Below are 23834 nucleotides of genomic sequence, written 5' to 3' on the forward strand. Positions count from 1 at the left end.
AGGTCTACTTTCCCTAGTGTACTGAACTAGCCGGGCGGCAAGTAAGTGGCCGCCGCAGGGGGAATGGGAAGAGATGGCGGACACAGTCGAAAGCGTCTTGGAAAGCGAACCGGAGGGCAAACAGCCCAAGAGCGTGCGGGTGGTCCTGCTCGCACTCATGATCGCGATGATGCTCGCGATGCTCGACAACATGATCGTGGGCACGGCGATGCCGACGATCGTGGGCGAGCTGGGTGGCCTGGAGCACCTGTCCTGGGTGGTCACCGGCTACACCCTGGCCACTGCGGCCTCCACCCCGATCTGGGGCAAGCTCGGTGACATGTACGGGCGCAAGGGCTCGTTCCTCACCTCGATCGTGATCTTCCTGATCGGCTCGGCCCTCAGCGGCATGGCCCAGAACATGGGCGAGCTCATCGGCTTCCGGGCCATCCAGGGCCTGGGCGCCGGCGGTCTGATGGTCGGCGTCATGGCGATCATCGGCGATCTGATCCCGCCGCGCGAGCGCGGCAAGTACACCGGCATGATGGCCGGCGTCATGGCGCTGGCGATGATCGGCGGCCCGCTGGTCGGCGGCACCATCACCGACAACTGGGGCTGGCGCTGGTCCTTCTACATCAACCTGCCGCTCGGAGCCGTGGCCCTGGCCCTGGTCAGCGCCGTGCTGCACCTGCCCAAGAAGCGGGCCAAGGCGCGCATCGACTACCTGGGTGTCGCGCTGCTGACCGTCGGCATCACCGCGATCGTGCTGGTCACCACCTGGGGCGGCACCGAGTACGCCTGGACCTCCGCGCGGATCATGGAGCTGACCGGCATCGGCGTCGTCGCGCTGATCGGGTTCGTCTGGTGGCAGTCCAGGGCCGTCGAGCCGGTCGTACCGCTGCACATGTTCCGCAGTCGCAACTTCACCCTGATGTCCGTCATCGGCTTCGTCACCGGCTTCGTGATGTTCGGCGCCACGCTCTACCTGCCGCTCTACCAGCAGGCGGTGCAGGGCGCCTCCGCGACCAACTCCGGTCTGCTGCTCCTGCCGATGCTCGGCGCGATGCTCGTGACCTCGATGGTCGCGGGCCGGGTCACCACCAACAGCGGCCGCTACAAGATCTTCCCGATCGTCGGCGGCGCGCTGATGATCGCCGGTCTGTATCTGCTCTCCTTGATGGACACGGGAACGACCCGGGTGACCTCGGGCATCTACATGGCCGTGCTGGGTCTGGGCATGGGCTGCCTGATGCAGATCACCATGCTGGTGGCGCAGAACAGCGTGCAGATGAAGGACATGGGCGTCGCGTCCTCGTCCACGACCCTGTTCCGTACGCTCGGCTCCTCCTTCGGTGTGGCCATCATGGGCGCGCTGTTCAACAACCGCGTCCAGCACGTCATGGCCGAGCGGGCCGGTGCACTGGGCAAGGGCGTCACCGAGAAGTCCGCGCAGCTGGACGCGAAGCACCTGAAGATGCTGCCGGCGCCGATCAAGGACGCCTACCAGCACGCGGTGTCCGCCGGTACGCACTCGGCGTTCCTGCTGGGCGCGGCGATCGCGGTGATCGTGCTGATCGCGGCGCTGTTCGTGAAGGAGGTTCCGCTCAAGAGCGGGAAGCCTTCGGCGGAGAGCGGCGAGGACGTGGCTCCGGTGCAGGTCGTCGAGGCCGTCTGAGTCGCAGCTGAACCGAAGACCCCCCGGTCGGTGTCCGCCCCGGGGGGTCTTCGCCTTTTGCCGGCCGGTGCCGTTGTCAGTGCCCCGTGTCACCATCGGCTGCATGGACAAGGTGCGGCGGCTGCGTCTGGCCAAGGACGCCATGGACCGGGACTGGGCGGACCCAGATCTCGATCTGGACGCCGTGGCGGCGTGCGCCGGGTACTCGCGGTATCACTTCCTGCGGGCCTTCAAGGACGTCTACGGCGAGACGCCGGGCCAGTATCTGACCCACCGGCGGATCGAGCGCGCCGAGGAGATGCTGCGCTGTGCCAACCTCACCGTGACCGAGATCTGCACCCTGGTCGGATTCAGCAGCCTCGGCACGTTCTCCGCCCGCTTCAAGGCCCGCACCGGGCTCACCCCGAGCGAGTACCGCGCACGGCACGTGGGGCGCGGGGCCTCTCTCATACCCGGGTGCTACGCCATGCTCTGGGCCGGCGGATTCAGCACCGCAAGATCGGAGAAGCGCTCCGGGGCCGGCCCTGCCTACGGTGACGAAGGGACGTCCGCCGAGGCGGACGGCACCGCCAGCGCCGTCAGCACCGCCGACAGGAGAGCAGATCCATGATCAAGGGGCTTGCCATCACGACCGTCTGGGTCCTGGACCAGGACCGGGCCAAGGAGTTCTACACCGAGAAGCTCGGTCTCGAGGTCCGTACGGACATGACCATGGGGGAGGGCGGCATGCGCTGGCTCACCGTCGGCGCCCCCGGCCAGCCCGACGTGGAGCTGACGCTCATGGTGCCCGGGCCGCCCGCGATGGACCCCCAGTCCGCCGAGATGATGCGCAAGCTCGTGGCCAAGGGGGCGCTCGGCGCGGGTGTGCTGGCGACCGACGACATCCACGGCGACTACAAGAGGCTCAAGGACCGCGGGGTGGAGTTCCTGCAGGAGCCCCAGGAGCGGCCGTACGGCACGGAGGCGCTCTTCCGTGACGACTCCGGCAACTGGTTCTCCTTCACGCAGCGGCGAGAGGGCGGGCTGGACCTGGAGCAGGACTGGGCCTGCTGAGCGCCTCGTAGCTCGGGGTGGGTTGCCCGCGCCCCTTCAGGGGCGACGGTCAGCGCCCCGTTGCCGGCGTCGCGCCGCCCGTCGCCTCCAGGACCACGCCCGTCACGAAGTCGTTGGCCGTGAGCATGTGGATCGCGCGGGCGATGTCCTCCGGACGGCCGACGCGGCCGACGGGGGTGATCGCGGCGAAGCCGTCGAAGAGGGCCTGGCGCTGTTCGGCCGGTACGGCGTCCCACCAGGGGGTGTCGATGACGCCGGGGGAGACGGCGGTACCGGGCAGGGCGGCGCGAGCGGAGGCGGCGGTCACCAGCGTCGAGCTGGCGGTCGCCACCTTAGAGGCCTCCCAGCGGCCGCCGTCCGCGCCGGCCCTGCGGACCCGGAGGCGGCCAGTGACGTGCATCTGGCGCAGCTGATGAGGGAGTTCACCGAGTCCCGCAGGGCGGCGGTGCGAGCGGTGCTCGAACGGGGGCGGGGGCGGGGGGAGTTGTCCGCCGACCGGGATGTCGACCTGCTGATCGATCAGTTCTACGGGTTCTTCTGGTACCGGTTCCTGCTGGGGCACGCACCGCTCGATGAGGCCGCCGCCGAACTTCTCACCGACTCACTGCTGCGCTGAGCGCGCCGTGGGACATGACGCGTCATGGCGTCGCGCCTCCGCGGCTCGCGGGGCCGCTGTGTTCGCTCGCTCAGTTTCCCGCGCGCTTCGGCAACGGCAGCATCGGATGGCTGCCCGTGGCGGTCGGTGCGTGCTCCGGCAGCCACAGCACCGCCACGGCGCCCTCCGCGGGGATGCCGTCGGGGGTGCCGGCGGGCCGTACGTTGCGGAATGTCAGCCGGGCGCCCAGGACGCGGGCCTGGCCCGCCGCGATGGTCAGGCCCAGCCCGTGGCCCGTACCGGCGCGGTCCTTGCTGCCCGTGCGGAAGCGGCTCGGTCCCTCGGCGAGCAGTTCCTCGGGGAAGCCGGGACCGTGGTCGCGGACCCGGATGACGCGGCCCTCGACGGTCACCTCGATCGGCGGCCTGCCGTGCCGGGCGGCGTTGGCGAGCAGGTTGAACAGGACCCGCTCCAGGCGGCGCGGGTCGGTGGTGACCTCCGACTCGTGCACCACCCGCACCTCGACCTCGGGGTCCTTGGCGGCCACGCGGCGGGCGACGAACTCGCCGAGCATGATGTCCTGCAGCTCCGCCCGCTCTGAGGCGCCGTCAAGGCGGGCCACCTCCAGGACGTCCTCGACGAGCGTGCGCATCGCCTTCGCCCGGTCCAGGACCAGTTCCGTGGGACGGCCGGGGGGCAGCAGTTCGGCGGCCGTGAGCAGGCCCGTCACGGGGGTGCGCAGCTCGTGCGCGATGTCGGCGGTGACCCGCCGCTCGGCCTCCAGACGCTGCTGCAGCGCGTCCGCCATGGCGTCCACCGCGCGCGCCAGATCGTCGGTCTCGTCCCGTACGACCCCGCCGATGGCCTCCCGCACCCGGACCTCGGTCTCGCCCTTGGCGACCTGGTTCGCGGCGGCCGCCGCCTTGCGCAGCCGCCGGGACAGCTGCCCGCCGATCAGCACGCCGAGCGCGCTGCCGCCGAGCACGACCGCGACGGAGCCGATGACCAGCGCCTGGTCCAGGTCCTTCATGACATCGGTGGAACGGTCCGGCATATGGGTGTGCAGGGACAGCACATGTCCGTCCTTGGTCGGCAGGGCCGACCAGATGTCCGGCACCCCGCCGTGGTCGATCACGTCGCTGGCCTTCCGGCCCCCCTCCACCTTCTCGCGCAGCGAGTCCGGCAGCTCGGGGTCGTCGAGCTTGATGTTGGGGAAGTTCGGCCGCCGGCTCAGCTCGTAGTTGCGCTGCGCGTACTGGACGCGCTGGTTGGCCAGGTCGCGTGCGTTGTCGAGCATCGAGACCCGGGCGGCGTTGTGCACGACCAGGCTCAGCGCGATCGCCACCAGGCCGGCCACCAGCGCGATCGCCGCGCTGAGCTTCCATCTGAGACCGGTGTGCAGGCCCGCGCGCTCCATGCGCCGGGCCGGGTACCGAAGAATCCCCCGCATGCCGCCCCGCTCAGGCCTTCAGCTTGTAGCCGAAGCCGCGGACCGTCTCGATCCGGTCCTGGCCGATCTTCTGGCGCAGCCGCTGCACATGCACGTCGACGACCCGGGTGTCCCCGCCCCAGCCGTAGTCCCAGACCCGCTCCAGCAGCTTGTCCCGGGAGAGCACGGTGCCCGGCGCCGAGGAGAACTCCAGCAGCAGCCGCATCTCGGTCGGGGTGAGCGCGACCGGCTGCCCGGCCCGGCGCACCTCCATGCCCTCGGTGTCGATCTCCAGGTCCCCGAAGGTGAGCACGCCACCGGTCACCGTGTCCTCGGCCGCCTCGCTCCGGTCGCCGCCGCCCGCGTGCCCGAAGCGGCGCAGCACCGCCCGGATCCGCGCGACCAGCACGGCGCCGTCGAACGGCTTGGTCACATAGTCGTCGGCGCCCGCCTCCAGGCCGAGGACGACGTCGATGGAGTCGGCGCGCGCAGACAGCATGATCACCGGCACGGTCGACTCGTCCCGGATACGACGGCATAGGCTGACGCCGTCCAGGCCGGGGACCATCACGTCCAGCAGGGCGATGTCGGGGCGGTTCGACCGGAACGCCTCCAGGCCCGACAGGCCGTCGGGCATGGCGGTGACCGCGAAGCCGTCCCGCTCCAGCGCGAGCTGGGTGGCCTCGCGGATGACGTCGTCGTCCTCGACGAACAGGACGTGGGTCTGGTCTGCCATCCCGGTGCTCTCAGTCCTCGTGGTGTGCGTGGGGGTCAGTTGTCCGGCGCGGCGGCCGCATCGCCGCCGGCCTGGCTGTAATAGGTGTCGTGGCTGTTCAGCTCGGTGAACCGGCCCGCTTTCCACCCGTACTTGATCACGGTTTCCCTGGACGGGTTCGACACCGCGTCGTCCGAGTCGTAGACCTGCTTGGTCACGGTCAGTTCGGTGCCGTCGATCTCCGCGACGACCGGCGAGTCCTCCGCCTTGAACACATTCTTGTACGAGCCCCCGACGTCCCGGTACACATAGGTGCCGACGCCCACATAGTCGCCGCAGGTCATCACGTTGACGAGGACGTCGTTGACGGATCCGTGGGTCAGATCGCCGTAGGTGACGTCGACCGGGTAGTCGTCGCCGCTGCACGGCTTCAGACCCCGCTTCACCGTCGTGGAGACCTCAGGGTCCTGCTTGATCAGCGAGACCGCGTCGACCCGGCGGTAGGTGTGGGACGGGCTGGGCGTGGGGGAGGCGACGGCTCCCGCGACCGCCGACGCGTGCGCCGGGCCCTCGTCCCGGGTGCCGGTGCCCCCGGTGCCGCACGCGGCGACGAAAAGGGCGATGGCGGCGAGCGCGGCCCCCACCGCGATCACCGCCTGAGAACTGCCTCGGGCCCGCTCGGGCCCGGCCCCGGTCAGGCCGCGCAACGCTCCCGCTCCTCACGCTCCAGCGCGCGTGCGTCCAGATCGCGGGCCTCCAGCTCCTCGCGGAGCCGGGCGAGCGCCCGGTGCAGCGTGCTCTTGACCGTACCGGCCGACATGCCGAGGGCCGCGGCCGTCTCCTCTGTGGACATCTGCTCCCAGTGTCGCAGTACTACAACACTGCGCTGTTTCGGTGCGAGCACTTTCATGACGTCCATCAGCAGGGCCCGGTCGGCGTGCTGCTCGGTGGAGTCGTCCACGGACGCGTCGGGCAGCTGCTCGGTCGGGACCTCCTCCAGCTTGCGTGCCCGCCACCACTCCGTACGGGTATTGATCATGACCCGGCGCAGATAGGCGTCGGCGAGCCGCTTGTCGGCGATGCCCTCCCAGCGGCCGTACGTCCGCACCAGTGCCGTCTGCAGCAGGTCCTGGGCGTCGACCGGGTCCGGGACCAGCCGGCGCGCGCTGCGCAGCAGCGCGTCCTGCCGGGTGCGGACGTACTCCTCGAACTCGAGCACCTCGCCCTGCGCCATGATCAACCGCCTCCGTTCCCCGTGTACTTCGGCCCGTGCCTGAAGTCCTGCGTTCCCCGTGCCCGGTGGTCTGCCGGGCACGGAAAAGAAGTTAGGGAGTGGTTGTCACGGCGCTGTCCGAACCAGCCTGCGGCTAGCAATCGGCTATCCGTCGGTTGTGTAACAGCCGTAGGAACGGGGTAAAGGAGGCGACTGTTATGTCCCCTTATGGGGGCCTTTGTCGGCTGAATCGCCGCGTAACAGAGGTGCGGCGGCTGTGACTTGGCTGTCCGTCAGCCCAGCGGCAGCCGATACAGACCGCCCGGCAGCGGCTCCACCAGACCGTCCGCGACGAGCCCGTCGAGCGCGCGGGCGCGCTGCACCGGCTCGTGCCACACCCGGTCCAGCACGCCCTGCGGCACCGGCGCGTGCGCCTCCCGCAGTACGGCGAGCAGCTTGCCGCGCACCTGCCGGTCCGTACCGGCGTACGTCTGTCCGCGGCGCGGCGGCCCCGCGTGCTCCGGCTTGCCGGCCAGCCGCCAGGCGCACTGCGCGGCGATCGGGCACTGCCCGCACCCCTCGTTCTTCGCCGTGCACACCAGCGCGCCCAGCTCCATGGACGCCGCGGCCCAGCGCGCCGCCGTCCTGTCGTCCTCGGGCAGCAGCTCACGGGCGAGCCGGCGCTCGGCGGCCGTGGTCGCGTTCGGCGGGTACTGCACCCCCGTCACCGCCCGCGCGAACACCCGGCGCACATTCGTGTCCAGCACCGGATGCCGCTGCCCGTACGCGAACGAGGCCACCGCGGCGGCCGTGTACTCGCCGATGCCAGGCAGCGCCAGCAGCTGCGCGTGGTCCGTCGGCACGTCCCCGCCGTGCCGTTCCGTTATGGCCAGCGCGGCGCCGTGCAGCCGCAGGGCCCGGCGCGGATAGCCGAGCCGGCCCCAGGCGCGCACCGCCTCGCCCGGCGCCTCCTTCGCGAGGTCGGCGGGGCGCGGCCAGCGGGCCAGCCACTGCTCGTAGACCGGCAGCACCCGGTTGACCGGGGTCTGCTGGAGCATGAACTCGCTGACCATCACCCCCCACGGGCCCGCCTCCGGGCGGCGCCAGGGGAGGTCGCGGGCGTGGGCGTCGAACCAGGCGATCACGGGGGTGTGCAGCTTCTCAGTCATGGCATTCCGATCCTGCCACGGCTCGGCCCGCAGGACGGGTGACGGCACGGTCACTCAGTGTGGCGAAGGGGGAAGAAGCCTGGATGTGACGGCAGTTGCCGAGATGATGATCCGGAAAAGTTGGGGTTCGCGCGGCGGGTGGGACAGGCAAGCACGGCGTTCTCTCGTACAGTTTGCGCCGTGGGATCTCTGCGCAATCCGGTCGGGCCGCTTCCCTCCTCCATCTATTGGCGAAGGAGGGTCGTACTGCTGTCGCTGATCGCCCTGTTGGCGCTGCTGATCACGTGGATCGTCACCGCCGGCGGCGGGGGCGGCACGAAGAACGCCAACGGCTCCGACGGCAAGAATCCGGCGCCCACCATCACGCCGGGGCCGTCCTCGTCCGGGCCCGCGATAAGCCAACACCCCGGCGGGCGTGACGATTCGGGCGGCGGCTCCGGTGGGAGCGATTCCGGTTCCGGGGGCGGCAGCGGCTCCGCCGGCTCCTCCGGGTCCGGTGGCGGCTCGGCCGGCGGCTCGGGTTCGGGCTCCGCCGGCGGCAGCGTCGGTACGGGCGACACGCTCCCGGCGTCCTCCACACTGCCCAACTGCTCCCCTTCCGCAGTGACGTTGAGCCTGCGGAGCATGCACAACTCCTACTCGCCGGACCAGACGCCAACCTTCGAACTCACCGCGAAGAACGGCTCGTCCACCGACTGCAAGGTCGATCTCGGGCCGAAGAACGCGGTGTTGGGCATCACCCCGGCGGACGGCAGCCACGCGTTCTGGTCGTCGGCGGACTGTCCCAAGGGCGCGGGGAGCCTGGTGTTCCGGGTGCCGGCGGGGCAGAGCATCACCTACACCGTGAAGTGGGACCGCAAGCCGAGCGCTCCGCAGTGTGCGACGCCCGCCGCGGGGTCGGCGAAGGCGGGCACCTACCTGCTGGAGGCGAAGGCACCGGGGTTCGGGAAGGTGCAGGCGTCCTTCGTGCTGGCGGCCGACTGAGCCGGCCGCCGCGCACGTCCTTTTGAGGGGAGTCGTACAGGAGTTGGGGCGCCCAGCCCAAACTCAGACGTACCGCTCCAGAATGGAGGACTCGGCCAGGCGCGACAGGCCTTCCCGGACGCTCCTCGCCCGGGCCTCGCCCACGCCGTCCACGGTCTGCAGGTCGTCCACGCTCGCGGCGAGCAGCTTCTGCAGGCCGCCGAAGTGCTCCACCAGCCGGTCGATGATCGCGCCCGGCAGCCGCGGCACCTTGGCCAGCAGCCGGAAGCCCCGCGGGGAGACCGCCGAGTCCAGGGTCTCCGGCGAACCCGTGTAGCCCAGCGCCCGCGCCACCGTGCCGAGCTCGATCAGCTCGGCGTGGGTCAGCGCGTCCAGCTCGGAGAGGGCGTCCTCGACCGTGCGGGAGCGCTTGGCGGTCGGCTCGGGGACATAGTCCCGGACGACCAGCTCACGGTCGGGCTCGACCCCGGCGATCAACTCCTCCAGCTGGAGCGCGAGAAGACGACCGTCCGTGCCCAGTTCAACCACATATTCGGCGATTTCGGTGGCAATGCGCCGGACCATCTCCAGGCGCTGTGCGACGGCGGACACGTCCCGCACCGTCACCAGGTCCTCGATCTCCAGCGCCGAGAGCGTGCCGGCCACCTCGTCCAGCCGCAGCTTGTACCGCTCCAGCGTGGCCAGCGCCTGGTTCGCGCGGGAGAGGATCGCCGCCGAGTCCTCCAGGACGCGCCGCTGACCGTCGACGTAGAGGGCGATCAGACGCATGGACTGGGAGACGGAGACCACGGGGAAGCCGACCTGCTTGCTGACCCGGTCCGCCGTGCGGTGCCGGGTGCCCGTCTCCTCCGTCGGGATCGTCGGGTCCGGCACCAGCTGCACGCCCGCGCGCAGGATCTTCGACAGGTCCGAGGACAGCACGATGCCGCCGTCCAGCTTGCACAGCTCCCGCAGCCGGGTGGCGGTGAACTCCACGTCCAGGACGAACCCGCCCGTGCACATCGCCTCGACCGTCTTGTCGGAACCGAGGACGATCAGCCCGCCGGTGTTGCCGCGCAGCACGCGTTCGAGGCCGTCACGCAGGGCCGTACCAGGCGCCACGGCGCTCAGGGAGGCGCGCATCAGGCCATCGGAACCGGCACTCCCACCGATTTTTCCGGGAGCTGCTGCCCGGTCGTTGGCTGCCACTGCACTCCTCCGGTCGCAGGTTCTGACGCGCCCCCGTGACCCGCACTCGGTTCGTACGGACGGGCGAGACCTGGGCAAAGTCTACCGGCGGTCCTCCGCCTCCCGTGGGGCCTCTCGGCGACGGGAGCGGGGCAGCACCCGCAGCGCGTCCCCCATGTCGGCGACTTCCATGACCTTCATGCCGGGCGGCACCTTGCCCGGATCGGTCGGCACCAGCGCGTGCGTGAAGCCCAGCCGGTGGGCCTCGGTGAGCCTGCGCTGCACGCCCGTGACCCGTCTCACCTCGCCCGCGAGGCCCACCTCGCCGATCGCGACCAGGTTCTTCGGCAGCGGGGTGTCGCTGGCGGCGGAGGCCAGCGCGAGGGCGATGGCCAGGTCGGCGGCCGGCTCCGACAGCTTCACCCCGCCGACCGTCGCGGAGTAGATGTCCCGCTTGCCGAGGGCGCTGATCCGGCCGCGCTGCTCCAGGACCGCCAGCATCATCGACACGCGTGAGGTCTCCAGGCCCGAGGTCGTACGCCGCGGGGAGGGGATCTGGGAGTCGACCGTCAGCGCCTGCACCTCGGCCACCAGCGGGCGGCGGCCCTCCAGGGTGACGGTCAGACAGGTGCCGGGGACCGGTTCGTCGCGACGGGTCAGGAAAAGTCCGCTGGGGTCGGCAAGGCCCGTGATGCCCGCGTCGTGCAGTTCGAAGCAGCCGACCTCGTCCGTGGCGCCGTAGCGGTTCTTCACGCCGCGCACCAGGCGCAGGCGCGCGTGCCGGTCGCCCTCGAAGTGCAGGACGACGTCCACTAGGTGTTCCAGGAGGCGGGGGCCCGCGATCGCCCCGTCCTTCGTGACGTGGCCCACGAGGAGCGTGGACATCCCGCGCTCCTTGGAGGCGCGGATGAGCGCGCCCGCGACCTCCCGCACCTGGGCCATGCCGCCGGGTGCGCCCTCGATCTCCGGGGAGGCGACCGTCTGCACCGAGTCCAGGATCAGCAGGGAGGGCTTGACCTCGTCCAAGTGGCCGAGGACGGCGGACAGATCGGTCTCGGCGGCCAGATACAGCTCGTCGTGGAGGGCGCCGATGCGGTCCGCGCGCAGCCGCACCTGGCTCGCCGACTCCTCGCCGGTGACATAAAGGGTGCGGTGCTCGGCGCTCGCGGACTTGGCGGCCACGTCCAGCAGCAGCGTGGACTTGCCGACGCCGGGCTCGCCCGCGAGCAGCACGACCGCGCCGGGCACCAGGCCGCCGCCGAGCACCCGGTCCAGCTCGGGCACGCCGGTGGTGCGGGCGGTGGCCTGCCGCCCGTCGACCTGCCCGATGGGCAGCGCGGAGGTGGTGACCCGGCCGGGTGTCGTCGTACGGACCGCGGGCGCGCCGTACTCCTCGACCGTGCCCCACGCCTGGCATTCGGGGCAGCGGCCGAGCCACTTGGCCGTCTGCCAGCCGCACTCGGTGCAGCGGTAGGACGGGCGGTCCTTGGTGGTCTTGGTACGGGCAGCCATGCGGAAACCGTAGCCCGCGGCACTGACAACGGGACCCCGGGCCGTGTGTGGGTGAACCGGTATCGGCCACCACCCGTCGGGTTCGCGCCATGGAACAAAGGGTTCCTGTCCCCTTATGAGGGATCGTTTCACCCGTACGAATTAAAACTGCTCAAGGTTCGAGAACGCGCACTCCAGAGCCGCCTACGGTCGCACAGGTGATGAGCAGCAGTCCGGAGACCACCATCCGCACCACCGGCGCGCACCGGGCGCGCGGCGAGTCCCGTGCAGCACGAGAGGCGCGGGAGGGGCGCGCAGCGGGAGAGGCGCGCGAGGTCCGCCAGGCGCGCGACCGCGCCGCCGCGCGCACCCTCGCCCAGCGGCCACCGGCGCGCTACGAACCGTACCTGGACGGGCTGTTCACCTACTGTCTGTCGGTGCTGTGCGACCACGACGCGGCCACCGCCGCGCTCGGCGACGTCCTCGCCCTGGCCGAGCGGCGCGGACACCGCGCCCCGGAGGCCGCCGACCGCAGGGCCTGGCTGTACGCGCTGGCCCGCTGGGCGTGCCTGCGCAAGCTGGCCGAGGCCAAGCAGAAACGTCAGGCCACGCACGCGGCGGGCCGCCCCGCGACCGGGAACCAGGTGCCCGATCCGCCGGTCGCCCCGGAGGTGCAGGAACAGCGGCGCCGCGAACTGGCGCTGCTGGCCTGGCCGGAGGCGGCGGGTACGGCCCCCGAGCAGCGCGAGGCCCTGGAGCTGGCCGTCCGCCACCACCTGGCCGCGCAGGAGGTCGCCGCCGTCCTCGGCATGGAACCGGCGGCCGCGCGCGGACTGCTCGCCTCCGCCGCCTGCGAGGTCGAGCGCACCCGCGCGGCCCTCGCCGTCGTCGAGGCCGGCGGCTGCCCGGGCGTGACCCATCTCACGGGCGACAGCGGGCTGGTCCTGAGCACGGCGCTCCGCCGCGAACTGGTCCGCCACGTCGACGACTGTCCGCGCTGTCGTCGCACCGCCGAGCGCGCCGTCCCCGGCCGCTGGCCCGGCGCCACGGTCACCCCGGCCGAGCTGCCCGTCCTGGAGGCCCCCCGCGCGGCCCTCCACATGGCCCTGGCGCACCATTCACGCGCGCGTGGCGCGGCGGCACCCCGCTTCGACCGGCGCGGCTTCCCCATGGACCCCAAGGACCGCGCGGCCCGCCGCGACCGGCTACGCGCGCGTGCGGTGACGACGACGGTCGTCGCCACGGTGGTGGCCGCCCCCGTGCTGGCCCTGTGGGCCGCCTACCGGGGCGCGCCGACGGCGGACGGGAACGGTCCCTCCGCCACCGCGAGCGAGACCCAGGGCCCCGAGGCCCTCGGCAGCGACACGGCCGGCGGCTACGAGAACGCCGGGAACGCGAGCGTGAAGCCCGGCGCCCGCGGCGGCAAGGACGGCAAGGCGGACGTCTCCGTGGAGGTCGTCAGCGTGACCGGGGTGGGCGCGAAGGGCGCGGGGCACCTCGCGGTCAGCGCCGCGAACGACGGCGACACCACGCTGATCACCCTCACCGCGTCCGGCTCCGCCCCGGTCCGCTGGTCCGCGTCCACGAGGGCGCCCTGGCTGTACCTCAGCCAGTCCAGGGGAACCCTGGACCCCGGCGACACGTTGACGATCAAGGTGTACGTCGACCACCTCCGCGAGCCCTCCGGCCACTGGCACGCCCAGGTGGCTGTCTCCCCGGCCGGCTCGGTGGTCGGCATCGACGGCTACGGCACGGCCCCCACCCACCACCCCACCTCACCACCGACCTCGGCCAAACCCACCTCCACGCCGTCCACCCCAACCACCACCGCCCCACCATCCAGCCCACCGCCCCCTCCCACCGACCCCCCGTCCAGCCCCACCTCACCTCCCGACTCCCCGACCCCGACACCAACGCCGTCCGGCAGCGACACGCCCAGACCTTCCGGGAGCTAGGGGCGGGATCGGGGCGCGTGGGGGAGGGGGCGGGAGTAGGCGGCCGGTTGACGTATGTCGAGGTCCCGTCCTGATATCCCCGGAGGCAGGCACACAGGCGGGCGGTGCCGAATCGAGCGGAGAGGTCGCGGCTCCGGAAGCCAGGGGCGAGCGGGTGTGGCCGGGCGTGGGGGCGGAAGGCGGGGCTGGTTCCCGGGGCCGGACACGGTGTTTCCCAGTGGCGAGAGCCGCGTGGGGCACGGGGTGCCCGACCCGGCCGACCGGCACGGGTGTGGGGACGCATCCGCCCATGACCCGGCGAGGGCCGCAGCGGCCCCCGCGCGACCGTTCCGTCGGGTGCCCACCCGGCCGACCGTAACGGTGGGGCGAGCGGTTGTGGCCGGGCGTGGGGGCCGAAGGCGGGGCTGGTTCCCGGGGTCGAACACACTGTTTCCCGGCGGGGTGAGCGGCGCGGGGCACGGGGTGTTCGACCTGGGCGGCAGGGGCGGGTGTGGGGACGCATCCGCCCATGACCCGGCGAGGGCCGCAGCGGCCCCCGCGCGACCGTTCCGTCGGGTGCCCACCGGCCGACCGTGACGGTGGGGCGGGTGGGAAGGGATCGGCTCGGTGGGCGTTACGGGGCCGGGTCCGCCGGGTGGGGGGCGATCAGGGGCAGCTGGGAGGCCAGGCGCTGTTCGCAGAGCTCGGCCAGGCGGTCGTAGCCGGCCTTGCCCATCAGCTCGGTCAGCTCGGCCCGGTAGGAGACGTAGACCGGCTCGCCCGCGCCGTGTGCCGAGGTCGCCGAGGTGCACCACCAGTGCAGGTCGTGGCCGCCCGGACCCCAGCCGCGGCGGTCGTACTCGCCGATGGAGATCTGCAGGACCCGGGTGTCGTCGGGGCGGTCGATCCAGTCGTACGTCCGCCGGATCGGCAGCTGCCAGCACACGTCCGGCTTGGTCTCCAGCGGTTCCCGTCCCTCCCGCAGCGCCAGGATGTGCAGCGAGCAGCCCGCGCCGCCCGCGAAGCCGGGCCGGTTCTGGAAGATGCAGGAGCCCTGGTAGGGACGGGTCTGGCGGGAGCCCTCCTCGTCCTTGGAGACCCAGCCGTGCCGCATGCCCTCGTCGTGGTGCTGCCAGATCTCCGGCGTGAGTCGTGCCACATGCTCGGCGACCCGCTTCTCGTCGTCCTCGTCCGAGAAGTGCGCGCCCAGCGAGCAGCACCCGTCGTCCGCGCGGCCCGCCTGGATGCCCTGGCAGCCGCTGCCGAAGATGCAGTTCCAGCGAGAGGTCAGCCATGTCAGATCACAGCGGAAGACCTGCTCGTCGTCCGCGGGATCGGGAAACTCCACCCAGGCGCGCGCGAAGTCGAGCCCCTTCTCGTCGCTCACCCGCGGGGCCCGCTTGGCCTGCTTCGACTTCTTGGTCACCGACGACGCCTTCGCCTGCGCGGAATCCTTCGATTCCTCGGAGGATTTGGGGTCCTTCGCCTTTTTCGTCTTTGGCACATGTCCAGGGTAAGTGGCCGAGGACCGCTCCGGGGACCGTCGACGGGCGATCTGGCAGTAGCGTTCCGTATATGAGACTCGGTGTCCTGGACGTGGGTTCGAACACGGTGCATCTGCTGGTGGTGGACGCCCACCCCGGCGCGCGCCCGCTGCCCGCGCACTCCCACAAGGCCGAACTTCGGCTCGCCCAACTGCTCGACGACAGCGGTGCCATCGACGACGACGGCATCCACAAGCTGGTCGCCGTCGTCCAGGACGCCCTCCAGGCCGCCGAGGACAAGGGCGTCGAGGACCTGCTGCCGTTCGCGACCTCCGCCGTCCGCGAGGCCACCAACGCCGACGACGTCCTCGGGCGCGTCGAGGAGGAGACGGGCGTACGACTCCAGGTCCTCACCGGTGCGGAAGAGGCCCGCCTGACCTTCCTCGCGGTCCGCCGCTGGTTCGGCTGGTCCGCCGGAAAGCTGCTCGTCCTGGACATCGGCGGCGGCTCCCTGGAGATCGCCTACGGCATGGACGAGGAGCCGGACACCGCCGTCTCCCTGCCGCTCGGCGCCGGCCGGCTCACCGCGGGCTGGCTGCCGGGCGACCCGCCCGCCCCCGAGGCCGTGCGCGCCCTGCGCCGCCACGTCCGTACCGAGATCGCCCGCACGGTCGGCGAGTTCAGCCGCTTCGGGGCCCCCGACCACGTGGTCGCCACCTCCAAGACCTTCAAGCAGCTCGCCCGCATCGCCGGCGCCGCCCGCAGCGCCGACGGCCTCTACGTCCAGCGCGAACTCAAGCGCGAGTCCCTGGAGGCCTGGGTGCCGCGCCTGGCCGGCATGACGGTGGAGCAGCGCGCCGAGCTTCCCGGCGTCTCCGACGGCCGGGCCGGCCAGCTCCTGGCGGGGGCCCTGGTGGCGGAGGCAGCGATGGACCTGTTCAGGGTGGAGAAGCTGGAGATCTGCCCGTGGGCCCTGCGCGAGGGCGTGATCCTGCGGCGGCTTGATCACATGGGGTCCGATTAGGCGGTCAGCGTCCCGAAGGGGCGGGCCGTATCGCCGATGCGGCGCCGCCGCGTGGGCGCGAGCGATCACGACGGCGCCGCACCCGCCCGAATGGCAAAGCTCACAACGGCGAACGGGCACCCCGCACCAGCACCACCGCACACCGTATGGTGACGGACGTGGCTGAACCAACGGACGTGCGTATCGCGCTGTCGACGGCCTCCGTGTACCCGGAGTCCACCGCGACGGCCTTCGAGATCGCCGCACGCCTCGGCTACGACGGTGTCGAGGTCATGGTGTGGACGGACCCGGTCAGCCAGGACATCGAGGCGCTGCGCCGCCTGTCGGACTACCACGGCATCCCGGTCCTGGCCGTCCACGCCCCCTGCCTGCTGATCACCCAGCGGGTCTGGTCGACGGACCCCTGGGTCAAGCTGCAGCGGGCCCGGGCGGCCGCCGAGAAGCTGGGCGCCTCCACCGTCGTCGTCCACCCGCCCTTCCGGTGGCAGCGGCAGTACGCGCGCGACTTCGTCGACGGGGTCTGGCGGATGGCGAACGAGACGGACGTACGGTTCGCCGTCGAGAACATGTACCCGTGGCGCTACCGCGACCGCGAGATGCTCGCCTACGCCCCGGACTGGGACGTCACCCAGCACGACTACCGGCACTTCACGATCGATCTCAGCCACACGGCGACGGCCCGTGCGGACGCCCTGGAGATGATCGACCGCATGGGCGACCGCCTCGGCCACGTCCACCTCGCCGACGGCCGGGGCTCGGCCAAGGACGAGCACCTGGTGCCCGGCCGCGGCAACCAGCCCTGCGCCGAGCTGCTGGAACACCTGACCCTCTCCGGCTTCGACGGCCATGTCGTCATCGAGGTCAACACCCGGCGGGCGATGTCCAGCGCCGAACGCGAGGCAGACCTCGCCGAGGCCCTGGCCTTCACCCGCAAGCACCTGGCGTCGGCGGTACGGGTGCGCCGGCCGTGAACGACCACGAGCAGCCCACCCGCAGAAGGGGCAGACCCCCGCGCACGGAGTCCGCCGGCACCCGTGACCGCATCCTCGCCGCGGCCCGCGAGGAGTTCTCCGAGCGCGGGTACGAGAAGACGTCCGTACGCGGTATCGCCAAGGCGGCCGGCGTCGACTCCGCGCTGGTCCACCACTACTTCGGCACCAAGGAGCAGGTCTTCGAGGCGGCCATCGCGGTGGCCTTCGCGCCGGCGCTGAACGCCCCCGAGGCGGTGGCCGCCGGCCCCCTCGACGGGGTGGGAGAGCGGCTGACCCGTTTCGTCTTCGGCATCTGGGAGAACCCCACGACCCGTACGCCGCTCCTCGCGATCGTCCGGTCGGCCGTGAACAACGAGACCGCCGCCGCCGTCTTCCGCCGCCTCGTCGCCTCCCAGCTGCTGCGCCGCGTCGCCGCCCAGCTGGACCTGCCGGACGCCGAACTGCGCGCCGAGCTGGCCGCCTCCCAGCTGGTGGGCACGGCGATGATGCGGTACGTCGTCAAGCTGGAGCCGCTGGCCTCCGTCGACCTGGAGCAGATCATCGCGCGCGTCGCACCGGTCGTACAGCACCACCTGACCAGCGCCTGAGCCGCGCGCCGGGTGCTGCGTCAGCGAGATACCCGTCCCGCATTCCGGACAACCGCGTCCAGCGTTTGGAGCACCGGCGTACGCTCGGAGACAGTCGGAACTCCCTGGACTCATCGCCAGAGGGTCTTTGAAGGTCATTGAAGGAGCGAGCGACGATGCCCGAGCTGAGGTCCCGCACAGTCACCCACGGCCGCAACATGGCGGGCGCCCGCGCCCTTATGCGCGCCTCCGGGGTACCCGGTGCGGACATCGGCCGGAAGCCGATCATCGCCGTCGCGAACTCCTTCACCGAGTTCGTGCCGGGCCACACCCATCTGCAGCCGGTCGGCCGGATCGTCAGCGAGGCGATCAGGGAGGCGGGCGGCATCCCGCGCGAGTTCAACACGATCGCCGTGGACGACGGCATCGCCATGGGCCACGGCGGCATGCTGTACTCCCTCCCCTCCCGCGACCTGATCGCGGACTCGGTCGAGTACATGGTCGAGGCCCACTGCGCCGACGCCCTGGTCTGCATCTCCAACTGCGACAAGATCACCCCGGGCATGCTGATGGCGGCCCTGCGCCTGAACATCCCGACGGTCTTCGTCTCCGGCGGCCCGATGGAGTCCGGCCGCGCCACCCTCGTCGACGGCACGGTCCGCACGCTCGACCTGGTCGACGCGATCTCCGACGCCGTCAACGACAAGATCTCCGACGAGGACATCCTCCGTATCGAGGAGAACGCCTGCCCCACCTGCGGCAGCTGTTCCGGCATGTTCACCGCCAACTCGATGAACTGCCTGACCGAGGCGATCGGCCTGTCCCTCCCCGGCAACGGCTCGGTCCTCGCCACCCACACCGCGCGCAAGCAGCTCTACGTCGACGCCGCCCGCACGGTCATGGACCTCACCCGCCGCTACTACGAGCAGGACGACGACTCGGTCCTCCCGCTCAACATCGCGACCTTCCAGGCCTTCGAGAACGCCATGGCCCTGGACATCGCCATGGGCGGCTCCACCAACACGATCCTGCACCTGCTGGCCGCCGCCCAGGAGGCCGGCGTCCCCTTCGGCCTGGAGCAGATCGACGCCGTCTCCCGCCGCGTGCCGTGCCTGGCGAAGGTGGCGCCCAACGTGGCGAAGAACCGCACGTACTACATGGAGGACGTGCACCGCGCCGGCGGCATCCCGGCCCTGCTGGGCGAACTCCACCGCGAGGGCCTCCTCAACGAGGACGTCCACTCCGTCCACAGCCCGTCGCTGGCCGACTGGCTGAAGACCTGGGACGTCCGCGGCGGCTCGCCCTCGCAGGAGGCGCTGGAACTGTGGCACGCGGCACCGGGCTGCGTCCGCTCCGCGGAGGCCTTCTCCCAGTCCGAGCGCTGGGAGGCGCTGGACGAGGACGCGGAGGCCGGCTGCATCCGCTCCGTCGAGCACGCCTACTCCAAGGACGGCGGCCTGGCCGTCCTCAGGGGGAACCTCGCGGTCGACGGCTGCGTGGTGAAGACGGCCGGCGTGGACGAGTCGATCTGGACCTTCGAGGGCCCGGCGGTCGTCTGCGAGTCCCAGGAGGAGGCCGTCCAGCGCATCCTCACCCACGAGGTCAAGGACGGCGACGTCGTCGTCATCCGCTACGAGGGCCCCAAGGGCGGCCCCGGCATGCAGGAGATGCTCTACCCGACCTCGTACCTGAAGGGCCGCGGCCTGGGCAAGACCTGCGCCCTGATCACCGACGGCCGCTTCTCCGGCGGCACCTCCGGCCTCTCCATCGGCCACGCCTCCCCCGAGGCGGCCTCCGGCGGCACCATCGCCCTCGTCCAGGACGGCGACCGCATCCGCATCGACATCCCCAACCGCATGATCGAGCTCCTGGTCGACGAGGCCGAACTCGCCCGCCGCGAGCAGTCCCTGAACGGCGTGTTCGCCCCGAAGAACCGCGACCGCAAGGTCTCGGCGGCACTGCGGGCCTACGCCGCGATGGCCACCAGCGCCGACAAGGGCGCGGTGCGGGATGTGAGCAGGCTGGGCTGAGCAGCCGATCGCGAGGGGCCGCCTCCCGTGCGGGGACGGCCCCTCCGCCGTCTCACCAACCCGACGGGTTCCGCCCGTCGAGGGCGAAGACGGTGCCGTCGGGGGTGGTGGCGTAGACGCGGGCGCCTGCCATCACGGGATCCGGCGGCGTGCCGGTGAGCTGTGCCGAACGCAGGCCAAGGCGGGCCCGGGTCTGCCCGACGAGGGTGCCGTGGTGCGCGTCGATGGCGAGCATCCGCCCATCGGCAGCCGTGACGTACACATGCCGGCCGTCCGTGACGGGTACCGAGCCGCGACTCATCGAAGTCTCCAGGTGCCACAGCTGTGCCCGCGTCTCCACATCCACGGCGTAGAGGGAGCCACCGTCGGCCAGTACATAGGCGACGTCGCCCCGCACCGTGGCGTGCGCACCGTCGAGCGCGACCGGCAACGGCACCCTGCGCGTCGACCGGCTGCCGGGGCTGTAGCGGACGACCTCCTTGGCGCCGTAGAGGTCGTCGACGGCGAGGAAGAAAACCGAGCCACTCTGGGCGCCGAAGGGCTTGAGCCAGCCCTTGAGGCGGGCGTCCCACCGCACATCACCCGTACGCGGGTCCAAGGCGGTCACGTGCGTACTCGATCCGCCGGTGGAAGCCGTTGCCGCGTACGCCAGCGGGTCGCCCGAGAACGTGTCCAAGGTCGGTACACCGCCGCCGGGGATCCGGTGCCGCCACAGGCTACGGCCCGTCGCGCCGTCCACCCCCGTGACCACGCCGTCGGCACCGATCAGCAGAGTCGTTCCGCCGGCGTGGCGGACGGTCGTGCCCGCGGACAGAGGACGCTTCCACACCTCCCTGCCCGATGCGGGATCCAGCGCCACGAGACGTGAGCCGCCCTCCGCATCCGGCTGCACGAGCCCCGCTGAGACGGCCGGCGGTCTGGTGGTGGGGGAAGAGGTTGCCGAGTGCCGCCACAGGAGCCGCCCGTCGCCCGGGGAGAGAGCGAACACCACTCCCGGCTGCGTGCAGAACAGCCGTCCGGTGCCGTACGAACACCGCGTCGTACCCGAGGCCCTGGGCACCGGCTTGGCCTCCCAGGCGCTGAAAGCGGCGGACTTGGTGTGCGGCCCGGCGTCCTTGTGCGACGCGCCGTCCTTGGCACCGAGCAACTGGAGGCAAGAGAGAGCCCCGACCAGAGCCAGCCCGACCCCCAGCGCTCCGGCACCGAGGAGCAGCCGCTTCGCCGAGCGCTTACCGGGCTGTCGGCCGTCCCCCTGGTGAGGTGCCTCGGCCTCCGGGAGATCCTCACTCGCCCGCTGAGCCGGTATGAACGCCTGCGTGTCGTACGAGGCCGCGACCGACCGCAGCTCCCGCATCAGCTCATCGGCCGTCGGCCGCTCCTCCGGCTGTTTGGCGAGACAGCGCAGCACCAACGGCACCAGGCTCTCCGGCACCCCGGCCAGATCGGGTTCGTCGTGCACCACCTGGTAGGCGACGACATACGGGCTGTCGGAGTCGAACGGCCCCCGCCCGGTCGCCGCGTGCACCAGTACGGACCCGAGCGCGAAGATGTCCGCCGCCGGGCCCACCTCCCGCGGCCGCCGGAACTGCTCGGGTGCCATGAACGGTGGTGTCCCGATCAACTTCCCGGTCTCTGTCCGCAGTTCGCTGTCCTTGGGGCGGGAGATGCCGAAGTCGATGACCTTCGGACCGTCCTCGGCGAGCAGCACATTGCTCGGCTTGAGATCCCGGTGCACGACCCCCACCCGATGGATGTCGCGCAGCGCCTCGGCCAGTCCTGCCATGAGCCGCCGCAACTGCGCCGGATCCATGGGCCCGTTCCGCTTCACCTGGTCGGAAAGAGTGGGCCCCGGAATGAACAGCGTGGCCATCCAGGGCCGTTCGGCCTCCGGGTCGGCGTCCACGACGGGTGCGGTGAACGCGCCGCTCACCCTGCGGGCGGCAGCCACCTCCTGCCGGAACCGCCCCCTGAACTCGCGATCCTGAGCGAACTCGGCATGGACGATCTTCACCGCGAGCTTCTTCCCCGAAGTGCTCCGGGCGAGGTGTACGACCCCCATGCCGCCGGACCCCAGACACGACTCCAGGCGGTAGTGACCGGCGTACTCGGGACGTTCCGCTTCTGCGCCCGCTCCGGTGCTGCGCTGTGGCGCCATGGACTACCCCCGTGCTGTTCCTCCGCGCGCGCGACGCACGGAGCCTAGTCGATGACTCGTACGAGACCGAGGCGGCTTGCTAGCCTCCGCGTGCGAGTCGCGCACAGGTGTTTCGTGGCTCGATTCAAGGGAATCGACGGGGCCCGTGTTGGTCATGGGTTCAAGGGGGGATGTTCTCCATGTCTGTTGAGCGCGTGGAAGACGCCGGCAGTGCCGACGCGAGTGAGTCGGCAGTGGCCGCCATGGCGACCGAGACGGTGCGCCACTACGCGGTTGCCCCGGGCGTTCGCCTCAACGTCCGCAGCGGCCCCGGGACCAACTACGGCATCGTCCGCGTCCTCCCCGAGGGCGTGAAGGTCCCGATCTACTGCCAGACCCCGGGCACGACCGTGACGGGTCCGTACGGCACGTCGAACATCTGGGACAACATCGACAGCGGCGAGTTCGTGTCGGACGCCTACGTCCAGACCGGCAGCGACGGCTACATCGCCCCCCGCTGCGGCTGACCACTCCAAGACAGGACAGAAATGACTTCCATCAAACGCGGAGCCGTCGTCCTGGCCGCCGCCGCAGGGGCCTTCCTCACCGTGATGAACTCACCCGCCTCGGCGGCCGCCCTGGACCTCCGCTACTACTCCGTCGCCCCCGGCGTCCGTCTGAACGTCCGCAGTGGTCCCGGCACCAGCTACAACCTCGTCCGTGTCCTGCCCGAGGGCGCGAAGGTCCCGATCTTCTGCCAGAGCCCGGGCACGACCGTGACGGGCACGTACGGCACGACCAACATCTGGGACAACATCGACAACGGCGAGTACGTCTCGGACGCCTACGTCCAGACCGGCAGCGACGGCTACATCGCCCCGCGTTGCGGCTGACCCGCTCCCGAGAGGAAAACGAGATGAGAATCCTGGGTCGGAGAACCGCCCTGGCCGCCGGCGCGGCCGCGGCCTTCCTCATGGTGCTGGGCGCGTCGTCGACCGCCGACGCGGCCACGGTCAAGACGTATCCCACCGCCCCCGGCGTCAGAATCAACGTCCGCAGCGGCCCCGGCACCAACTACGGCATCACCCGGGTCCTGGTGGAGAACACCCGCGTCCCGATCTTCTGCCAGACCCCGGGCACGACCGTGACGGGCACGTACGGCACGACCAACATCTGGGACAACATCGACAACGGCGAGTACGTCTCGGACGCCTACGTCCAGACCGGCAGCGACGGCTACATCGCCTCGCGCTGCGCCTGACGCATCGTCGCTGAGAGGACAGAGATGACTTCACTCAAGCGCAGGACCGCCGTCCTTGCCGCCGCCGCAGGGGCCTTCCTCGCGGTGATCGGCTCAGCGGCATCGGCGTCCGCCACGGGCCTCCACTACTACTCGGTCGCGCCGGGTATCCGCCTGAACGTCCGCAGCGGTCCCGGCACCAGCTACAACGTCCTGTACCTCCTTCCCGAGGGCGCCAAGGTGCCGATCTACTGCCAGAGCCCGGGCACGACCGTGACCGGCCCGTACGGCACCTCCAACATCTGGGACAACATCGACAACGGTGAGTATGTCTCGGACGCCTACGTCCAGACCGGCAGCGACGGCTACATCGCCCCGCGCTGCTCCTGACCCCGCCCGGAGCCCGCCCCCGCCCGGCGCCATAATCGTTCCGTGAGCGACGAAAACGGCACCACGGACACCCCGGCGGGCTCCTCGGGCGGTACGGCCCCGGGCGGCGGCCCCCGCCCCGAGCCCCTGCGCTTCTTCGGCACCACCTGGGTGGACCACGACAACGGCTACGCGGCCCGCCGCGCCGGCGTCGCCGTCGGCTCCCTCGCCGCCGCCGTCGCCTCCTGCCTGGTTCTCCGCTTCGCCTACGAGGGCATCCGGATCGCCGACACCGGCTCCTTCGTCACGGTGCTGATCATCGCCATGTTCGCGATCTGCAGCGCGCTCGCCTTCCGCAACACCTGGGAGGGCTTCGGCAAGCGCCACGACCCACAGCGCCAGGCCTCCCTGCGCGGCCTGCTCGCCATCGGCTTCGTCGGCTCCCTCCTCGCCTACTTCTTCCGCTCCCTGACCGAGGCCCCGGGGGAGAAGCTGCACCGCGAGGAGTACGAGAAGGCCCGCGAGGACCACGAGCGCCGCACCTCCCGCCGCACCGGCAACCCGTCGAAGAAGAAGCGGCGCCGGTGACAC

25 protein-coding genes are annotated in these 23834 nt (G+C 71.4%); 15 read left to right on the forward strand and 10 right to left on the reverse strand.

The genetic code is table 11. The features are described 5' to 3' along the window. The first annotated feature begins 73 nt into the window (after nt 1–73). The 3 genes from ACIBJF_RS16385 to ACIBJF_RS16395 all read left to right on the forward strand — a co-directional run bounded on the left by ACIBJF_RS16385 (nt 74) and on the right by ACIBJF_RS16395 (nt 2707). Nucleotides 74–1654, forward strand: coding sequence for an MDR family MFS transporter (locus ACIBJF_RS16385; protein ID WP_399174363.1), 1581 nt, complete (start codon nt 74–76; stop codon nt 1652–1654). 103 nt (nt 1655–1757) lie between these two features. Further along, the gene (locus tag ACIBJF_RS16390) at nt 1758–2264 is read left to right on the forward strand and encodes a helix-turn-helix transcriptional regulator (RefSeq protein ID WP_399174364.1); all 507 of its coding nucleotides are present in this window, start codon (nt 1758–1760) and stop codon (nt 2262–2264) included. Beyond that, the gene (locus tag ACIBJF_RS16395) at nt 2261–2707 is read left to right on the forward strand and encodes a VOC family protein (protein WP_399174365.1); all 447 of its coding nucleotides are present in this window, start codon (nt 2261–2263) and stop codon (nt 2705–2707) included. Before ACIBJF_RS16390 ends, ACIBJF_RS16395 begins: the two co-directional genes overlap by 4 nt. A gap of 49 nt (nt 2708–2756) precedes the next feature. Here ACIBJF_RS16395 and ACIBJF_RS16400 read toward each other — a convergent pair whose 3' ends face one another. Then, nucleotides 2757–3038 carry an SDR family oxidoreductase gene (locus tag ACIBJF_RS16400; protein ID WP_399174366.1) on the reverse strand — a complete coding sequence of 94 codons (282 nt, stop codon included), beginning with the start codon at nt 3036–3038 and terminating at the stop codon, nt 2757–2759. A gap of 63 nt (nt 3039–3101) precedes the next feature. On the opposite strand from ACIBJF_RS16400, the gene ACIBJF_RS16405 reads away from it, so the two are divergent. After that, a complete protein-coding gene (locus tag ACIBJF_RS16405) occupies nt 3102–3323 on the forward strand; it encodes a TetR-like C-terminal domain-containing protein (RefSeq protein ID WP_399174367.1) in 222 nt (73 codons plus the stop codon). A 70-nt stretch (nt 3324–3393) separates the two neighbouring features. On the opposite strand, the gene cseC is transcribed toward ACIBJF_RS16405, so the two are convergent. The 5 genes from cseC to ACIBJF_RS16430 form a co-directional block, all read right to left on the reverse strand. Next, the gene (gene cseC / locus ACIBJF_RS16410; RefSeq protein ID WP_399174368.1) at nt 3394–4752 is read right to left on the reverse strand and encodes a two-component system sensor histidine kinase CseC; all 1359 of its coding nucleotides are present in this window, start codon (nt 4750–4752) and stop codon (nt 3394–3396) included. Nucleotides 4753–4762: 10 nt separating this feature from the next. Next, a complete protein-coding gene (gene cseB / locus ACIBJF_RS16415) occupies nt 4763–5467 on the reverse strand; it encodes a two-component system response regulator CseB (RefSeq protein ID WP_399174369.1) in 705 nt (234 codons plus the stop codon). A 35-nt stretch (nt 5468–5502) separates the two neighbouring features. Continuing rightward, nucleotides 5503–6153 carry a hypothetical protein gene (locus tag ACIBJF_RS16420; RefSeq protein WP_399174370.1) on the reverse strand — a complete coding sequence of 217 codons (651 nt, stop codon included), beginning with the start codon at nt 6151–6153 and terminating at the stop codon, nt 5503–5505. Continuing rightward, a complete protein-coding gene (locus ACIBJF_RS16425; RefSeq protein WP_030751823.1) occupies nt 6141–6680 on the reverse strand; it encodes a SigE family RNA polymerase sigma factor in 540 nt (179 codons plus the stop codon). The genes ACIBJF_RS16420 and ACIBJF_RS16425 overlap by 13 nt, the downstream gene beginning before the upstream one ends. A 272-nt stretch (nt 6681–6952) precedes the next feature. Then, nucleotides 6953–7828, reverse strand: coding sequence for an A/G-specific adenine glycosylase (locus ACIBJF_RS16430; protein ID WP_399174371.1), 876 nt, complete (start codon nt 7826–7828; stop codon nt 6953–6955). Nucleotides 7829–8008: 180 nt separating this feature from the next. Here ACIBJF_RS16430 and ACIBJF_RS16435 point away from each other — a divergent pair, with 180 nt between their 5' ends. Continuing rightward, nucleotides 8009–8812 (forward strand): hypothetical protein, encoded by an 804-nt coding sequence (locus ACIBJF_RS16435; protein ID WP_399174372.1) that lies wholly within the window; start codon nt 8009–8011, stop codon nt 8810–8812. A 63-nt stretch (nt 8813–8875) separates the two neighbouring features. On the opposite strand, the gene disA is transcribed toward ACIBJF_RS16435, so the two are convergent. Together disA and radA are read right to left on the reverse strand one after the other, a co-directional pair. Next, nucleotides 8876–10000 (reverse strand): DNA integrity scanning diadenylate cyclase DisA, encoded by a 1125-nt coding sequence (gene disA / locus ACIBJF_RS16440; RefSeq protein WP_228624253.1) that lies wholly within the window; start codon nt 9998–10000, stop codon nt 8876–8878. A gap of 81 nt (nt 10001–10081) precedes the next feature. Beyond that, nucleotides 10082–11491, reverse strand: a complete 1410-nt coding sequence (radA, locus tag ACIBJF_RS16445; protein ID WP_399174373.1) for a DNA repair protein RadA — start codon at nt 11489–11491, stop codon at nt 10082–10084. Nucleotides 11492–11688: 197 nt separating this feature from the next. On the opposite strand from radA, the gene ACIBJF_RS16450 reads away from it, so the two are divergent. Next, on the forward strand, nt 11689–13425 hold the full coding sequence (locus tag ACIBJF_RS16450; RefSeq protein ID WP_399174374.1) for a hypothetical protein: 1737 nt from the start codon (nt 11689–11691) through the stop codon (nt 13423–13425). Between the two features lie 613 nt (nt 13426–14038). Here ACIBJF_RS16450 and ACIBJF_RS16455 read toward each other — a convergent pair. After that, nucleotides 14039–14830, reverse strand: coding sequence for a hypothetical protein (locus ACIBJF_RS16455; protein ID WP_399174398.1), 792 nt, complete (start codon nt 14828–14830; stop codon nt 14039–14041). A gap of 149 nt (nt 14831–14979) precedes the next feature. On the opposite strand from ACIBJF_RS16455, the gene ACIBJF_RS16460 reads away from it, so the two are divergent. The 4 genes from ACIBJF_RS16460 to ilvD all read left to right on the forward strand — a co-directional run bounded on the left by ACIBJF_RS16460 (nt 14980) and on the right by ilvD (nt 19500). Continuing rightward, complete coding sequence (locus ACIBJF_RS16460) at nt 14980–15912, forward strand: Ppx/GppA family phosphatase (RefSeq protein WP_399174375.1); 933 nt, start codon at nt 14980–14982, stop codon at nt 15910–15912. A 146-nt stretch (nt 15913–16058) separates the two neighbouring features. Next, nucleotides 16059–16883 (forward strand): sugar phosphate isomerase/epimerase family protein, encoded by an 825-nt coding sequence (locus tag ACIBJF_RS16465; protein WP_399174376.1) that lies wholly within the window; start codon nt 16059–16061, stop codon nt 16881–16883. Then, entirely contained in the window at nt 16880–17491 is a 612-nt protein-coding gene (locus tag ACIBJF_RS16470; protein WP_399174377.1) for a TetR family transcriptional regulator, read from the forward strand. Before ACIBJF_RS16465 ends, ACIBJF_RS16470 begins: the two co-directional genes overlap by 4 nt. A gap of 155 nt (nt 17492–17646) precedes the next feature. After that, the gene (gene ilvD, locus ACIBJF_RS16475) at nt 17647–19500 is read left to right on the forward strand and encodes a dihydroxy-acid dehydratase (RefSeq protein ID WP_399174378.1); all 1854 of its coding nucleotides are present in this window, start codon (nt 17647–17649) and stop codon (nt 19498–19500) included. A gap of 52 nt (nt 19501–19552) precedes the next feature. Here the strand turns inward: ilvD and ACIBJF_RS16480 are convergent, their stop codons facing one another. Further along, nucleotides 19553–21655, reverse strand: a complete 2103-nt coding sequence (locus ACIBJF_RS16480) for a serine/threonine-protein kinase (protein ID WP_399174379.1) — start codon at nt 21653–21655, stop codon at nt 19553–19555. Between the two features lie 179 nt (nt 21656–21834). Between ACIBJF_RS16480 and ACIBJF_RS16485 the strand changes: the two genes are divergently transcribed. The 5 genes from ACIBJF_RS16485 (at nt 21835) to ACIBJF_RS16505 (ending at nt 23831) form a co-directional block, all read left to right on the forward strand. Then, nucleotides 21835–22161: an SH3 domain-containing protein gene (locus ACIBJF_RS16485; protein WP_399174380.1), complete on the forward strand. Its 327-nt coding sequence runs from the start codon at nt 21835–21837 to the stop codon at nt 22159–22161. Between the two features lie 84 nt (nt 22162–22245). Continuing rightward, the gene (locus ACIBJF_RS16490) at nt 22246–22527 is read left to right on the forward strand and encodes an SH3 domain-containing protein (RefSeq protein WP_399174399.1); all 282 of its coding nucleotides are present in this window, start codon (nt 22246–22248) and stop codon (nt 22525–22527) included. A 23-nt stretch (nt 22528–22550) separates the two neighbouring features. After that, nucleotides 22551–22895 (forward strand): hypothetical protein, encoded by a 345-nt coding sequence (locus ACIBJF_RS16495; RefSeq protein ID WP_399174381.1) that lies wholly within the window; start codon nt 22551–22553, stop codon nt 22893–22895. Between the two features lie 24 nt (nt 22896–22919). Then, nucleotides 22920–23264, forward strand: coding sequence for an SH3 domain-containing protein (locus tag ACIBJF_RS16500; RefSeq protein WP_399174382.1), 345 nt, complete (start codon nt 22920–22922; stop codon nt 23262–23264). Nucleotides 23265–23306: 42 nt separating this feature from the next. After that, entirely contained in the window at nt 23307–23831 is a 525-nt protein-coding gene (locus ACIBJF_RS16505; RefSeq protein WP_399174383.1) for an EamA/RhaT family transporter, read from the forward strand. Nucleotides 23832–23834 lie beyond the last annotated feature (3 nt).

Origin of the sequence: Streptomyces sp. NPDC050743, from assembly GCF_044456925.1 — a bacterium.
In the GTDB taxonomy this organism is placed as follows: domain Bacteria; phylum Actinomycetota; class Actinomycetes; order Streptomycetales; family Streptomycetaceae; genus Streptomyces.